Source organism: Streptomyces sp. NBC_00727 (genome assembly GCF_045161745.1).
GTDB lineage: Bacteria > Actinomycetota > Actinomycetes > Streptomycetales > Streptomycetaceae > Streptomyces.
The window spans coordinates 4489345-4502851 of record NZ_CP108981.1 but is presented as its reverse complement, the minus strand read 5'-3'; the positions used below and the strand labels follow the sequence as shown (position 1 = coordinate 4502851).

Below are 13507 nucleotides of genomic sequence, written 5' to 3'. Positions count from 1 at the left end.
GCAGCCGGGTGTCATTCGTCCGCGGACCCGCTGCCGCCCGGCTGCCGGACGTCACCCGGCTTCTCCCCCTGCCAGGCGTGGAAGGACCGTCCCCATTCCCTGCGCACCCGGTCAGGACCGTCCGGCCACTGCCACGTGTAGAGCTGCCCGGCGAGCAGTGCGTAGTCGAGGGGGAACTGCTCACGGCGCAGCAGCAGGACGATGTCCCGCAAGCGCTGAGCGAGCGTGGACAGGTCCGGCGCCGTACCGGCCCGGACCAGCCGCTTGCGCAGCGAGTCGTCGATCTCGTCCGGCTTCATCATGCGGCGCACGGCGGCGCCGACCCCGCGTGGTTTCCCACGACCGCCTCGTTCATGCATGCCCGTGTCCCGCCGGGACTGCTGATGCAGCGCCCACAGCGTGAGAGCCGTGTGGAGGGCGTTCTCCGCGCGTTCGAGTTCGGGTTCGCTCAGCTCGCGGGCGTTGTCGGCGGGGACGTGCAGAGGCGAGGTGTCGACCAGAGCCCACAGGTCGGGCAGGCTCTCCGGCTTCTGTCCGGCACCTCTGCGCAGCCGGGCAAGAGCCGCGACGGCGTTCGACTCGTCGTCCCGATATCCGCGTTGGAACACGCCGATGCGTGCACCGGCGAGTTCCTCAACCCGCTTGCGAGGAGTCGTCAGAGCGGTGGTGGTGATCGTCGTCATACGTGTTCCTTGGTGGCAAGCGCGGCGGCGGGCGTGGCGGCCTCTTGTCCACTGCTCGTGTCCGTCGGGTGTTCGGAGTCCGCGGGATGGCCCAGACAGCTGTCGATGCGGTGACGGAACCAGTTGCCGGCGAGGCCGGCGTTCAGCCATTCCGTACGCGACTTGACCGTGATGAGGACGCCCTGCCAGGCGGCATCGCCGGCCCGGTCGATGAGGCCGTTGCCCAGCCGGGACACGATCTCGTGCACCTGTCTCTGCCAGTCGGCGCGTGCGGCATACGGATCCGTGCTGCCGTCCAGGGCCGCGAGCCAGGTCCGGTAGTGGGATCCCAGCACATGGAATCCCGCGTCGCGTGCCGTGGCCCGGGGGCCGTCGCTCTCGGTGCCGGCGGCGCGGGCGAGGTTCGTCGCGAGGTCCCCGAGCGCCATGACGGCGTTGTCGGCGTCGGTCACGGCGCTGATCGCCTGCTCCGCGTACTCGCTCTTGCGCTCGTGGAGCAGGACGACCGAGATGGACACGTGGTCGTCGACGACCTCGTCGATCACCGACTGCTGCGTCCCGTACTGGGCGCCGACGATCCGCGCCCTGATCAGGTAACCCTCGGACAGCACCTCGCTCGTCACCAGCTGCGCGATCCACTCGAAGAGCCTGGGCGGGAGGTAGTCGGCGGCTTCCGCGCCCTGTGCGGGTGCGCCCCTGTTGGCGATCAGAGAGGCGAGCCCCCGCCATGCCGAGCGGGCTGGGTCGTGCTCGCGGGGCATGTAGGCGGTCGCCTCGCCGTGCTTCTTCTCCTGCGCCTTGCTGCGCCGCCAGGCGGTCATCGGCTCGCAGCCGTGTTTGTTGCGCGCGGTGAGCGGGTCTCCGTAGCCGAGGACCACGCCGTGGACGCCGTCGGCGTCCGAGTGCAGCTGGATGCGCCGGGTCTGCCAGGTGTAGAGGTCGCGGACACCGGTGGGACGGCGTACGGGCTCCGCCCCCGGCCCGCAGGCCTTCCGTCGCCAGGCGGGGAGGTCGTCGCCGGCATCCCAGTCGCTGAGGCCGACCGTGTCCGCGGGCGACACCATGTTGAGCAGGAGGGTTTCCCGCAGCGTGCTCCCCTCGACGAAGACACCGCCCAGGTTGCCCGCCCAGCCGACCCCGAGCGGGTAGACCTTGCCCTTCTTGGCCCGGTCGTCGCCGACGACACCGCTTTTGATGCCGGAGGTGTCGTACGCGTGCGCGTGCACGATCCAGCGGGCGGCCTCCGCGTACGTAAGCCGGTCGACGCCCGGCATGCGCGAGCTGAAGAAGGGGTCCCCGTTGGGCACGTCGGCCACGATGCGGTTGAGCGACGCCACCTCGCCCTTCTCCGTGCGCAACCCGGCCACCTGGAAGAACGGCGTGCGGGCGTGCAAGAGGTCGAAGCGGTCGCGATGCTCGTCGAGGTAGTCCCCGAGCGGCGCGAAGCAGTCGTCGTCGGACCACAGCTCCGCCCAGTGCTCGGTGTCCCGGGGACCGTTGAGCGCGTCGTGGGCGACGGCGAGCAGGAGCCGTAACAGCGCGAACTCCTGGGTGGGCAGGTCACCGACGATCCGCCGCAGGTCGCGGGCCTCGTCGAACACCTGCCGCAGCGACATCTCGTCGTGTTCGCCGTTCAGACGCAGAACTGGAATCCATGGCTCCGACGTGAGGTCGAACAACATTGCGCGGGCCGCGTTTTCATCTGTCTCAGTCACGGGTCACCTCAAGGCCGTCGCTCTCGCTGTAGCTCAGGGAAAAGCCTGCCAGGTGGGTCTGACAATTCTCGTCGAGCGCGAGAATCAGCTGGCCGGAGAGCCAGTGGCTGTCCTTCATCTGCCAGGCGGGCACGTACAGTTCCTCCAGTTCGGTGATGGCCCGCTCCATGACGTCGGCGTACGAGAACTGCATCGGCAGCCTCAGCCCACAACTCGCCGCCGCCCTCGCCGCCTGCCGGGTCGGCACCTGGTCCCGCGGCAGTTCCAGCCCGCCGAGCGCCTTGCCGAACCGGTCGGGAGCGAGCCACGGAAGGGTCGTCAACGTCCCGGCGCCCTTCCGCTGCACCACGACGACCTCCAGGTTCTCCCGGCTGTCGCGGACCTGCGCACGCCCGGCAGGGGTGTCGTCCGTGTCCCCCACTCCCGCGGCGACCCACCCGAAGAGCGGCTTGCCGGGCGCGCCCACCTTCCCCAACCGGAACACGGACGCCCGGTCGGACTGATCGGCGCGGTGGTCTTCGTAGCGTTCGCGCGCGGCGGTCAACGCGTCCGCCCAGCCGGCGGGCGCGTCCGTGTCGGCCGCGTACGCGGCCTGAACCAGGGGGCTGATGTCGTCGGGCAGCCGTACGGCCCGCGCCTCCCCCTGCACGAGGTGCGGCAGAAGGGCTGCGGCGGACCGCAGGAGCGCATACGCCCCGTACACGGCGACCGACCCTCGTACGGGCACAGGCACCTCGGGATCCCAGTCGGCGCCCGTGACCAGACAGCGGGCACGACGAAGCCGCTCGGGACGGTCCCGCTGGTCCACGCCGCGTTGGTGGCGGTGCAGACGGCCCATGCGCTGGAGCAGGAGGTCGACCGGGCAGAGGTCGCTGACGAGCAGGTCGAAGTCGACATCGAGGGACTGCTCCGCCACCTGGCTGGCCACGACGATGTGCGGGCCCGGGGGACGGCCCCGTGCCGTGCCGGGAGGCCCGAAGCGTTTGAGTAGATCCGCGTCCTTGACGGCCCGGTCGACGTCGACGAAGCACGAGTGCGCGACCGTCACGTTCTCGTCGCCGAACCGGGCCCTGAGCGCCTTCGCCGTCTCCAGCACTCGCTTGACGGTGTTGCGTACGACCAGCGCGCAGCCTCCGCCCGCCAGTTCGTGGGCGAGACGCTCGACGAGGGCGTCCATGTCGTCGTCGAACGGTTCGAGAACGACATCGGTGCCGCGCCCGGAGGCGCCGGGGTTGCGCATGACCGGCGAGCCGCCGTGCCTCACGGCGGTCAGCAACGGGTAGGCCGTGGCCCCGGCCACCGCCTCGAACGCCTCGTCCCGCGCGGCCGCTCCCGCGTACGCCTCGACGAGTTCGCGCCGCCTTCGGCTGGGAAGGGTCGCGGACAGGACCACGACGGGCACCCCGTAGGCACCGAGCCACGCCAGCACGCGATCCAGATAGACGCTCATGTACGTGTCGTACGCGTGCGCCTCGTCGATGACGACGACCTTCCCTGCCACGGCGAGGTGACGCATCGCCAGGTGTCGGCTCTTGAGGCCGGCGAAGAGGAGCTGGTCGATGGTCCCGGCGACGAAGGACGCGAGCATGGCTTTCTTGCGTCCCCGCAGCCAGGCATGCGCGACGAGTTCGGCGGATGCGGCGTGCGGCGTCTTCGGGGCGTCGAGGTCGACGGCGACGATCTGCTGGGCGCTGTCGCGCATGAGGTCGGCGAAGTGCTCGTTCAGCGCGGCCTTGGAGTGGGCGAGGAGTACGGAGTGCTGAGCACCGCGGGTGGAGGGGAGCCGGTCGATCCAGTCCAGCAGACGGGGGAACATCGCGTTGCCGGTGGCCATGGTGGGAAGGGCGAAGAAGACGCCGCCGGCGCCGGAGAGGGCGGCGAAGATCTCGGCGACGGCGAGCGCGGCCTCGGTCTTGCCCTCGCCCATGGGCGCCTCGATCACCATCAATCCCGGTCCGTCCATGGAACGGGCCAGCTCGACGGCGGCCTCCTGGACCGGCCGGGCCTTCGCCCCCTCGGGCAGACCGAACCGAGAACCGATGAGCTGCTGGGCATCCTCGGTTGGCTCTTCAGGAGCCCAGGGACGGGGGAGGTCGAGCCCTCGCCAGGCGGCGGCCACACGTTCCTCACCACTGCGGGCTGCGTCCTGCGGGAAGTACGGGAAGAGGTCGGCGTTGCTGGCGATCCAGTCGGCGACGATCACGAGGGAAGTGAGCAGTACCTGCGCGGTCTGCGGCAGCCGCACGTCCCGCCAGGCGTCCAGCCGGTCCTGTACGCGGTACTCCTCCGCACACGCGTCGAGCAGTTCGCCCTGCACCCGCTGCCAGGCGTCGCGGCTGGGGCCGGGGCTGCGTAAGAGATGCCCGTGCCTCTGCAGCACGGCGATCTGCCCGGGCTCCGGGGGCACGCCGTGATGCCCACCGATGACGACGGTCAGCTGCCCGACCTGCTTCCCGGCCCAGCCGTGCCGCTCCCGCAACCACTCCCCGAGCAGCGCCTGGCCGGCGAGCCCGTGCGGGGCGAGCCGGCGGTCCGGGCCGAGGGCCTTGGCGGAGCGCATCTCCAGCCCGGCGTCCCGCATGCAGTCGGCGAGCTGATCGACCTGGCAGGCGAAGGCGGGCGTGGCCTTCCCGATGTCGTGCACCCCGGCAAGCCAGACGGCCAGCCGCCGCCCGTCACGCTCCCCTTCGGGGAGCCCCGAGCTGATGAGCGCCCGCACGTTGGCGGGCAACCACGTGTCCCAGAGCAACCCGGCGACCGCCGCGCTGTCCTCCATGTGCCGCCACAACGGCAACCACCCGTCGGTGCCCCGGTCGTGCTTGGCCCACACGGTGCGGGCGGGGGTGGCGAGCCTGGCGCGGAGGCCGGGGTGGCTTGCGGTGGTCATGAATCATGAATACATGAGGGGGGTGAGACGAGATGTTCATACGATGAAAGTTGCATAGGTGCAGGGGTAGTTGACGTGAAGCTTCCATCACGAGGGTGACTGACGGCTAAAATGCCCTCTCGACTTGCGCGACTTGGTGAGCCAATGGGCAGCTTGGGGCCGTTATGCCGGATTCCGTGAAAGTGGTCAGAAACCCGACCCTCGCCGAGTAAAGCCGCAGGTCACGCAGTCTGCTCCCCGCACGCGCGGGGATGGTCCCATCAGTCCTGTGAAGAACCGGGAAGGCTTTGCCTGCTCCCCGCACGCGCCAGGACAGCCCTCAATCCGTTCCAGGGGCTGCCGGCAGAGTCGTCGCCGCTTCGGCCCAAACCGTCTTGCCGGGCCCGACTCGGTCCCTCACGCCCCAGGAGGTGGCCACCGCATCAACGATCAGGAGCCCCCGACCGCAGTCCGCATCCGCGTCGGGCTGCGACACCAGCAAGGGGTCCGGGCGGGCGTCGTGAGTCTCGGACACCTCAACCCGCACGACGCCGGTTTCGGACGTGTGCACCAGTCGAAGCTCGAAGTCCCGTCCCGGCACGCGCCCGTGCAGGACAGCGTTTGCTGCGAGCTCTGCCACGAGCAGCGCCACCGTGTCCGAGAGTGAAGTGCCGTACGGGATTCCCCACGCGTCGAGTTGCCAAAGGGCCAAGCGGCGCGCGAGGACCGCGCCACGGCGAGTGGCGGAGTACCTCTGAGTGAACACATTCGCGGCAACGGGGCGTTGCTCCTGGAGCGGTGTCATGCGTACAGCCTTCCGCCCCACCCCGCCTCGGCAGCAGGAACTGCGCCCATACAGATCACCCTGTACGAGTTGACTCGCTGGACAGGGTCAGTAGCTCTCCGTAATCCTGGCGATGTTGATCGACGCTCGAAAGGCGGGGCAGCCATGGCGGCACACCACGACGGCACCAGGGCCTCCGGTGAGCCCGAACTCTCGGACAGCTTGCAGACGTTCGGCGCCGTCCTGAAGGCCCTCCGCGAGGCCGCCGGTCTCACTCAGGAGGAGTTCGCGCCCCGCGTGAGGTACTCGCACGCTTACGTCGCCAAGATCGAGCAGGGTAAGCGGTTCCCTCCCGAGGACCTGCCGGACCGGGCCGCGGAAGCTCTCGACCCTCTTGCGGGCAAGGTCCTGGCCGCTGCGGCCCGCAGCCTCCGGAGAAGGGCCGGGCTGGCGTCCTGGTTCCTGCAGTGGGCGGGGATCGAAGAGGAGGCGATCACGCTTTGCGCGTACGAGTGCCGGGGCATCCCCGGGCTGTTACAGCCGGTGGAATACATCCAGGCCGTGTTCGGACTCCAGCTGCCACCCCTTACCGAGACGCAGATCGAGCGCCAGGTTGCAGCCAGGCTGGAGAGGCAGAGACTCCTGACCGAACACCCGAACACAGCCTTCAGCTTCATTATCGAGCAGTGCGTTCTGGAGCGTCAGGTTGGCGGTCCCGAAGTAACGCGGGCCGTCATCGACCATCTGCTCGACATCGGGCGGCGCACCAACGTCGAGGTGCAGATCATGCCGCTCCGGCAAGAGGACCACGCGGGAGTCGACGGGCAGATGTACCTGGCCGAGAGCCCTGACAACAGGTGGTTCGGCTACACCGAAGGACACCGCTCAAGTGCTCTGATCAGCGCCCCCAGCGAAGTGAGCATCTTCCTTCAGCGCTATGGCAAGCTGCGTTCACAGGCCTCGGATTGCCGGGCCACGGTGAGTTTGCTGAAACAGATGCGAGGAGCGCTATGAGCACCACTGAAGACATGAACTGGTTCAAGAGCAGCTACAGCGGGGGCGACGGTGACAACTGCGTGGAGATCGCTCTGCGGTCCACCACAGTGCACGTACGTGATTCGAAGGACACCACCCGCCCCTCTTTGTCCGCCTCCACTGCGGCTTGGTCGGACTTCACCGCGTACGCCTCCAGCGTCCGTACCTTCTAGCGCATCCCACCTCAGGGTTGATCCCTCGTACCGCCCGGGCTTTCCCCGCTGCACCAGCTGCTCCCCGCACTCGCGGGGATGGTCCCTACGCCCGGGTGGACTGATGACCGCACCCGGCCTGCTCCCCGCACTCGCGGGAATGGCCCGCTGAAAACAGTCGCCGGCATCCGGCGAATTGAGGCCACCGGCGCCCGCGTGGCGCCCTACGGCAGCAGGCTCCCCCGCCGCCCCAGCAGGAACTTCTTGAACGCTGCCACCGGGGCCGTGTCCGGGTGGCCGTCGAGCCACGCCACCCCGATCTCGCGCACCGCTCTCGGCGCCGTCACCGTCAGCTCCACCACCCCCGGCCGGGCCACCGCGGGCGGCGGGAGCAGCGCCACGCCCAGGCCTGCCGCGACCAGGCCGCGCAGGGTCTCCGCCTCTTCGCCCTCGAAGGCGACGCGCGGGACGAAGCCGGCCTCCGCGCAGAGGTCGTCCGTGATGCGGCGGAGGCCGTAGCCGGGTTCGAGGGTGACGAAGGTTTCGTCGGCCGCTTCGGCGAGGCGGATGCGGCGGCGGGTGGCGAGGCGGTGGTCCTCGGGGACGACCAGGCGCAGGCGTTGTTCGTCGAGGCGGCGGGCGACCAGGTCGGGGGCGTCCGGGACCGGGGAGGTGAGGCAGAGGTCGAGGCCGCCGGCGCGGAGGCGTTCGATCATGGCCTCGCCGTAGTTCTGGACGAGTTGGAAACGGACCCGGGGGTGGTCGGCCCGGAAGGCGCGGATGAGGGCGGGGACGGTCTCGGAGCCCATCGTGTGGAGGAAGCCGAAGGCCACCTTGCCCGCGGTGGGGTCGGCGTCGGCGCGTACCGAGTCGGCGGCCTTCTCCACCTCGGTGAGGGCACGTTCCGCCGAGCCGAGGAAGGTGCGGCCGGCCGGAGTGAGGGAGACCGTGCGGCCCTTGCGGGCGAAGAGTGCGACGCCCAGGTCGTCCTCCAGGCGCACCATCGCGCGGGAGAGGGTGGACTGCGGGACGCCCAGCTCCTGCGCGGCGCGGGTGACGTGTTCGTGGCGGGCGACCGCCTCAAAGTACGCGAGGCGCGGCGCGAGGACCGCGCGGATGTCTTTTTCGTAACTGCTCGGTGACAGCCGGGGCTGTGAGCTGCGTTGATGCGCCATGGGATTGATTATTCGCTGTTTGTGCATTGGACGCATGAATCCGCCGCGGCCTACCGTCGTCGCATGCCTCCCGCCAGTACCGGGGCGTCCACCCTCACCGTGGCCGCCTCGACCCAGTCGTCCTCCGTCACCACCGACACCGCCGGCCGGCTCGAACCCGGGCGCCCCGGCTACCGCCGGATGAGCTTCGCCCTCTTCGCCGCCGGTGTCGCGACGTTCGCGCTCCTCTACTCCACGCAGGCACTGCTGCCCGCCGTCTCCGCGTCCTTCGGCGCGACGGCCGGGCAGGCGAGCTGGACGGTGTCCGCGGCGACCGGCGCGCTGGCCCTGTGCGTGCTGCCGATGAGCGCGCTGTCCGAGCGGTTCGGGCGCCGGCAGATGATGACCGCCTCGCTGGTGATCGCGGTGACGGTCGGACTGTTCGTACCGTTCGCGCCTTCGCTGGGCTCGCTGATCGCGCTGCGCGCCGTGCAGGGCGCCGCGCTCGCCGGACTGCCCGCCTCCGCGATGGCGTACCTGGCGGAAGAGGTCCGGCCCAAGGCGCTCGTCGCCGCGATCGGGCTGTTCGTGGCCGGCAACAGCATCGGCGGGATGAGCGGCCGCATCCTCACCGGCTGGGTCGCGCAGCTGTGGGGCTGGCGCGCGGCGGTCGGCGCGGTCGGTGTGCTGGCCCTGGCCTGCGCGGTCGTCTTCCACCTCATGATCCCGCGCGCCCGCAGCTTCACCCCCGGGACGCTGAACCCGAAGGCGCTCGCGCGTACGGTCGGCTCGCACCTCGCCAATCCGCTGCTGCGCCGGCTGTACGCGATCGGCGCGCTGTTCATGACCGTGTTCGGCGCCGTGTACACGGTCATCGGCTACCGGCTCGTCGAGGCCCCGTTCAACCTGCCGCAGGGCATCGTCGGTTCGATCTTCCTGGTGTACCTGGTCGGTACGGTCTCCTCCGCCGCCGCGGGGCGGCTCGTCGCCCGGCTGGGGCGCCGGGGCGCGCTGTACCTCGCCGTCTCGACCACGGCCGCCGGTCTGCTGCTCTCGCTGGCCGACCGGCTGGCCGCGGTGCTGCTGGGCCTGGTGCTGATCACGGCCGGGTTCTTCGCCGGGCACGCGGTCGCCTCGTCCTCGGTGAGCCGTACGGCCACCACGGGCCGCGCCCAGGCGTCCGCGCTGTACCAGTCGGCGTACTACCTGGGCTCCAGCGCGGGCGGCACGCTCGGCGCGGTGGCCTTCCACGCCGGCGGCTGGGCGGGCACGGTCGCGCTGGGACTGCTCGCGGTCCTCGGTGTCGTCAGCGTCACCCTGTACGGGACGCGCGCCGCGCGGGTCGAGCGGCTGCGGCTCGCGCCCGGACAGAACTGAGACATTCGACGCACAACCAACCGCTCCCCTTCGCACATCTGGCAGGCGGAATCACCGCAGTGCGCGCGAAGGGGTAAACAACTGGGCGGTGCCGTAGCCCTCGGCGTCGTCGTCGCGATCGAGTGGACCCGGGGACTGCGCCACCGTAGCCCCGGCTGGTCCGGCCGTAGATGACGCCGGTGTCCGGGTCCAGGACGCTGCGGCCGCACGCGCGGCAAGCGCTGAACAACTGTTCCTATCTATTTCAGTAGTTGTATGGCATTTTCTGTGAATATGCTGATGTGGTGACTCTGTTGCTGGCGCGTCGATGGGGGCGTGCGTGAAGAACTTCACACCGCGACCTGGCTTTATCGTGTCGGCGTACCGGCTGGCGCTGGATCCGGGCTCTGCGGCTGTGGCCCGGTTGCACTCGCATGCGGGTGCCGCGCGGGCCGCGTACAACTAGGCGGTCGCTCATGTCACCGCAGTGTGGGGGCAGCGCACCGCCGAAGCCTCCTACGGGATTCCCGATGAGAAGCTGACGCCGTGGCGGTCGTGGTCCATGCCCGCTCTGCGGAAGGCGTTCAACGAGAACAAGCGGGTGGATCCGCGGTTTTCGGGGTGGTGGGAGGAGAACTCCAAGGAGGCCTACAACACCGGTCTCGCCAACGCGTCGGCGGCGTTCGACGCCTACGCGAAGTCGAAGAGAGGGAAGCGTAAGGGCGTACGGGTGGGTGTTCCGCGTTTCAAGTCGAAGCGGGAGGCGCGGCCGTCGTGCAGGTTCACGACCGGGGCGATCCGCATCGAGGCGGATGGCAGGCATGTCACGCTGCCCAGGATCGGCACGATCCGCCTCCACGAGCCCCGCCCCGACCTGCGCGCCCGTATCGACGCAGGCACGATGCGAATCCTGTCCGCGACGGTCAGGTTGGACCGGGGGCGCTGGTTCGTCTCCTTCCAGGTCGAACAGCAAAGAGAACTGGTGCGGGTCGCCCGTCCGGACGCTGCAGTCGGGATCGACCTGGGCGTCAAAACCCTCGCCGTCCTCGCGGACAGCGACGGAACCGTGACCGAGGTACCCAACCCACGTCACCTCGACCACGCGCAGAAGCAGCTGCGCCGTGCCAGTCGCGTTGTCTCACGCCGCCGGGGCCCCGACCGCCGCACCGGGCAGAGGGCCTCACGGCGGTGGGAGAAGGCGAACCGGGCCCGCAACAAGGTTCACCACCGGGTGGCGAACCTGCGCGAGGACAGCCTCCACAAGCTGACCACCCGCCTCACCCGCGAGTACGGCGCCCTAGTGATCGAGGACCTGAACGTGGCGGGGATGGGCCGCAACCGGCGGCTGTCGCGCCGGGTCGCGGACGCCGCGTTCGGCGAGTTCCGGCGACAGCTCACATACAAAACCCGCCGGCACGGGACACGCCTGGTCGTGGGCGACCGATGGTTTCCCTCCTCCAAGACCTGCTCACGCTGTGGCGCAGTGAAAGCCAAACTGCCCCTGTATGTGCGCGTCTTCGAGTGCGACACCTGCGGACTCGTCGTGGACCGGGACGCAAACGCGGGACACAACCTGCTCGCCCTCGTAACCCGCAACACCAACACCAACACCGTCCGGAGTACAGGTACCGGAGTGGCCGGAGACCTGGATCCCACCAATCTGGTGAGGTCGAAGCCCCGTGGAGCCGACCGCAAGACCCGCACCACCTGCCCCGACCGTACGGTCGGGGCAGGGCGGGCAGGTGGCACAATCCCCAGAGCCGGGACAGAAACGGGAGACCGTCAACAGGACACCAAAACGCAACTCGCACTTTGGTGACACCGTCACGGACCATTCCGGCAGAAACGTCGGAATTGCCGAGATCTACTGATGATCGCAGCAACGGAGTTGGCGTACATGGGAGTCAGTGAGAAATGCGGAAAATATCGGGCATAGCAGTCACATGGGTCCGCCGCGGGCTCGTTCTGTCGGTCGCGGGTCTGACCGCGATTCCGGCGTTCGTCCTCGGTACGGGCGGCAGCGCGCAGGCGGCGTCCTGCACGACGTCCAAGGGCCCGTACCAGAAGCAGGTGGAGAAGTACCTGCACCTGAAGGTGGACGGCAAGCAGTCCGCGGCCGACTGCAAGAAGATCCGGTCGTTCCAGAGCACGTACGGGGTCACCCCGACCATCGGCTACGCGGGACCCGTCACGTGGCGCACGATGCAGACGCTCACCGCGCAGAAGGCGGCCGGCAAGAACCCGAACAAGGCCGGGAAGTGCCCCACCAACAAGGGGCGCATCGCGTGCGTCGACCTGACGCGGCAGATCAGCTGGATCCAGGACGGCAAGAAGCTGAAGTTCGGGCCGGTCCCGGTGCGGACCGGGCGGGACAAGTACGAGACGCGGACCGGCGCGAAGAAGATCTACTGGCGCCACAAGAACCACGTGTCGTCGATCTACCACGTGGCCATGCCGTACTCGCAGTTCTTCGACGGCGGGCAGGCGTTCCACGCGGTCGGCGTGAAGATGTGGAACCCGCCGGGGTCGCACGGCTGCGTCAACATGCGCACCGCGGACGCGAAGTCATACTGGAACCTGTTGAAGAACGGCGACGACGTCTACGTGTACGGCCGCAAGCTCGGGACCTGACCGGTTTCCGCTCTTCCCGCCCCGTTGTCAGTGCCCTGCGGTAGCTTCCGAAGTGCTACGTGAAGTGAGCGGTGTCACAGCACGACAGGGGTGGAGCGGGCAATGAGTGAACTGGCAGCGGCGGCGGGGTCCGGTACGGGGACCCGCCCGTCGGGCGATATCGACAGCCGCCTGGAAGGACACCGGGTCGAGCTGACCGGTTACTGCTACCGGATGCTCGGCTCGGCCTTCGAGGCGGAGGACGCCGTCCAGGACACGCTGGTGCGGGCCTGGCGGAGCTTCGACAAGTTCGAGGGCCGGTCCTCGCTGCGGTCCTGGCTGTACCGCATCGCGACCAACGTCTGCCTGGACATGCTGAACGCGGGCAAGAAGCGGGCCCGGCCGGTCGACCTGACCGGGCCGACGCCGCTCGCACAGGCCGCGCTCAACCCGCTGCCGGAGAACACCTGGCTGGAGCCCATGCCGGACGGCCGCATCCTCCCGACGACCGACGACCCGGCGGAGGCCGCGGTGGCGCGTGAATCGGTACGGCTGGCGTTCGTCGCGGCGCTCCAGCACCTGCCGCCGAAGCAGCGGGCCGTGCTGATCCTGCGCGAGGTCCTGGCGTGGAAGGCCGCGGAGGTCGCGGAGCTGCTCGACACCTCGGTCGCCTCGGTCAACAGCGCTCTCCAGCGCGCCCGGGCCACGCTGACCGACCAGGAGACCGTGGCCGCCGACGCGGCGAACCCGCTGGACGAGGAGCAGACGAAGCTCCTTGAGCGGTACGTGGCGGCGTTCGAGGGCTACGACATGAAGGCCCTGACCGCCCTGCTCCACGAGGACGCGGTGATGACGATGCCGCCGTTCGACCTCTGGCTCCAGGGCCACGAGGACATCACCGGCTTCATGACGTCCCTGGGCGCGGGCTGCGCCGGCTCCCGCCTGATCGCGACCTCCGCCAACGGCACCCCGGCCTTCGCCCACTACAAGCCGAACCCGGAGGGCCCCGGCTTCGTCCCGTGGGCGGTCCAGGTCATCGACATCTCGGACGGCGCGATCACGGGCATGCACTGCTTCCTGGACACGCCGCGGTGGTTCCCGCTGTTCGGGCTGCCGGAGCGGCTGGAGGCGGATGCGGTGTGAGGCGGGGCG

General features: G+C 69.5%; 10 protein-coding genes and 1 pseudogene. 6 read left to right on the top strand and 5 right to left on the bottom strand.

What is annotated here, in order from left to right; all coding sequences use genetic code 11:
• Window positions 1–11: 11 nt before the first annotated feature.
• From casB to OG242_RS20430, 4 genes are all read right to left on the bottom strand, one after another.
• Window positions 12–683 (bottom strand): type I-E CRISPR-associated protein Cse2/CasB, encoded by a 672-nt coding sequence (casB, locus tag OG242_RS20445; RefSeq protein WP_405899534.1) that lies wholly within the window; start codon window positions 681–683, stop codon window positions 12–14.
• Complete coding sequence (gene casA / locus OG242_RS20440) at window positions 680–2299, bottom strand: type I-E CRISPR-associated protein Cse1/CasA (protein WP_405899533.1); 1620 nt, start codon at window positions 2297–2299, stop codon at window positions 680–682. Before casA ends, casB begins: the two co-directional genes overlap by 4 nt.
• Before the next feature lie 91 nt (window positions 2300–2390).
• A complete protein-coding gene (gene cas3, locus OG242_RS20435) occupies window positions 2391–5285 on the bottom strand; it encodes a CRISPR-associated helicase Cas3' (RefSeq protein ID WP_405899532.1) in 2895 nt (964 codons plus the stop codon).
• A gap of 319 nt (window positions 5286–5604) precedes the next feature.
• A complete protein-coding gene (locus tag OG242_RS20430) occupies window positions 5605–6069 on the bottom strand; it encodes an ATP-binding protein (protein ID WP_405899531.1) in 465 nt (154 codons plus the stop codon).
• 144 nt (window positions 6070–6213) lie between these two features.
• On the opposite strand from OG242_RS20430, the gene OG242_RS20425 reads away from it, so the two are divergent.
• Complete coding sequence (locus tag OG242_RS20425; RefSeq protein WP_405899530.1) at window positions 6214–7062, top strand: helix-turn-helix domain-containing protein; 849 nt, start codon at window positions 6214–6216, stop codon at window positions 7060–7062.
• The gene (locus OG242_RS20420) at window positions 7059–7256 is read left to right on the top strand and encodes a DUF397 domain-containing protein (protein WP_405899529.1); all 198 of its coding nucleotides are present in this window, start codon (window positions 7059–7061) and stop codon (window positions 7254–7256) included. Before OG242_RS20425 ends, OG242_RS20420 begins: the two co-directional genes overlap by 4 nt.
• 203 nt (window positions 7257–7459) lie before the next feature.
• Here OG242_RS20420 and OG242_RS20415 read toward each other — a convergent pair whose 3' ends face one another.
• On the bottom strand, window positions 7460–8410 hold the full coding sequence (locus tag OG242_RS20415; RefSeq protein WP_405899528.1) for a LysR family transcriptional regulator: 951 nt from the start codon (window positions 8408–8410) through the stop codon (window positions 7460–7462).
• 63 nt (window positions 8411–8473) lie between these two features.
• Between OG242_RS20415 and OG242_RS20410 the strand changes: the two genes are divergently transcribed.
• The 4 genes and pseudogenes from OG242_RS20410 (at window position 8474) to OG242_RS20395 (ending at window position 13498) form a co-directional block, all read left to right on the top strand.
• Window positions 8474–9766 (top strand): MFS transporter, encoded by a 1293-nt coding sequence (locus tag OG242_RS20410; protein ID WP_405899527.1) that lies wholly within the window; start codon window positions 8474–8476, stop codon window positions 9764–9766.
• Between the two features lie 460 nt (window positions 9767–10226).
• Window positions 10227–11564, top strand: a pseudogene (gene tnpB, locus OG242_RS20405) (IS607 family element RNA-guided endonuclease TnpB); the annotation flags it as partial.
• Window positions 11565–11659: 95 nt separating this feature from the next.
• A complete protein-coding gene (locus OG242_RS20400) occupies window positions 11660–12376 on the top strand; it encodes a L,D-transpeptidase family protein (protein WP_405899526.1) in 717 nt (238 codons plus the stop codon).
• Window positions 12377–12478: 102 nt separating this feature from the next.
• Window positions 12479–13498, top strand: coding sequence for a sigma-70 family RNA polymerase sigma factor (locus OG242_RS20395; RefSeq protein ID WP_405899525.1), 1020 nt, complete (start codon window positions 12479–12481; stop codon window positions 13496–13498).
• The last annotated feature ends 9 nt before the right edge of the window (window positions 13499–13507 follow it).

What these genes read in the sequence shown, in the direction of transcription:
- OG242_RS20400 (WP_405899526.1), top strand. Translation starts at nt 11,660, where the DNA reads ATGCGGAAAATATCGGGCATAGCAGTCACATGGGTCCGCCGCGGGCTC.
- casB (WP_405899534.1), bottom strand. Translation starts at nt 683, where the DNA reads ATGACGACGATCACCACCACCGCTCTGACGACTCCTCGCAAGCGGGTT.
- casA (WP_405899533.1), bottom strand. Translation starts at nt 2,299, where the DNA reads ATGTCGCTGCGGCAGGTGTTCGACGAGGCCCGCGACCTGCGGCGGATC.
- OG242_RS20415 (WP_405899528.1), bottom strand. Translation starts at nt 8,410, where the DNA reads ATGGCGCATCAACGCAGCTCACAGCCCCGGCTGTCACCGAGCAGTTAC.
- OG242_RS20425 (WP_405899530.1), top strand. Translation starts at nt 6,214, where the DNA reads ATGGCGGCACACCACGACGGCACCAGGGCCTCCGGTGAGCCCGAACTC.
- OG242_RS20420 (WP_405899529.1), top strand. Translation starts at nt 7,059, where the DNA reads ATGAGCACCACTGAAGACATGAACTGGTTCAAGAGCAGCTACAGCGGG.
- OG242_RS20430 (WP_405899531.1), bottom strand. Translation starts at nt 6,069, where the DNA reads ATGACACCGCTCCAGGAGCAACGCCCCGTTGCCGCGAATGTGTTCACT.
- OG242_RS20395 (WP_405899525.1), top strand. Translation starts at nt 12,479, where the DNA reads ATGAGTGAACTGGCAGCGGCGGCGGGGTCCGGTACGGGGACCCGCCCG.
- OG242_RS20410 (WP_405899527.1), top strand. Translation starts at nt 8,474, where the DNA reads ATGCCTCCCGCCAGTACCGGGGCGTCCACCCTCACCGTGGCCGCCTCG.
- cas3 (WP_405899532.1), bottom strand. Translation starts at nt 5,285, where the DNA reads ATGACCACCGCAAGCCACCCCGGCCTCCGCGCCAGGCTCGCCACCCCC.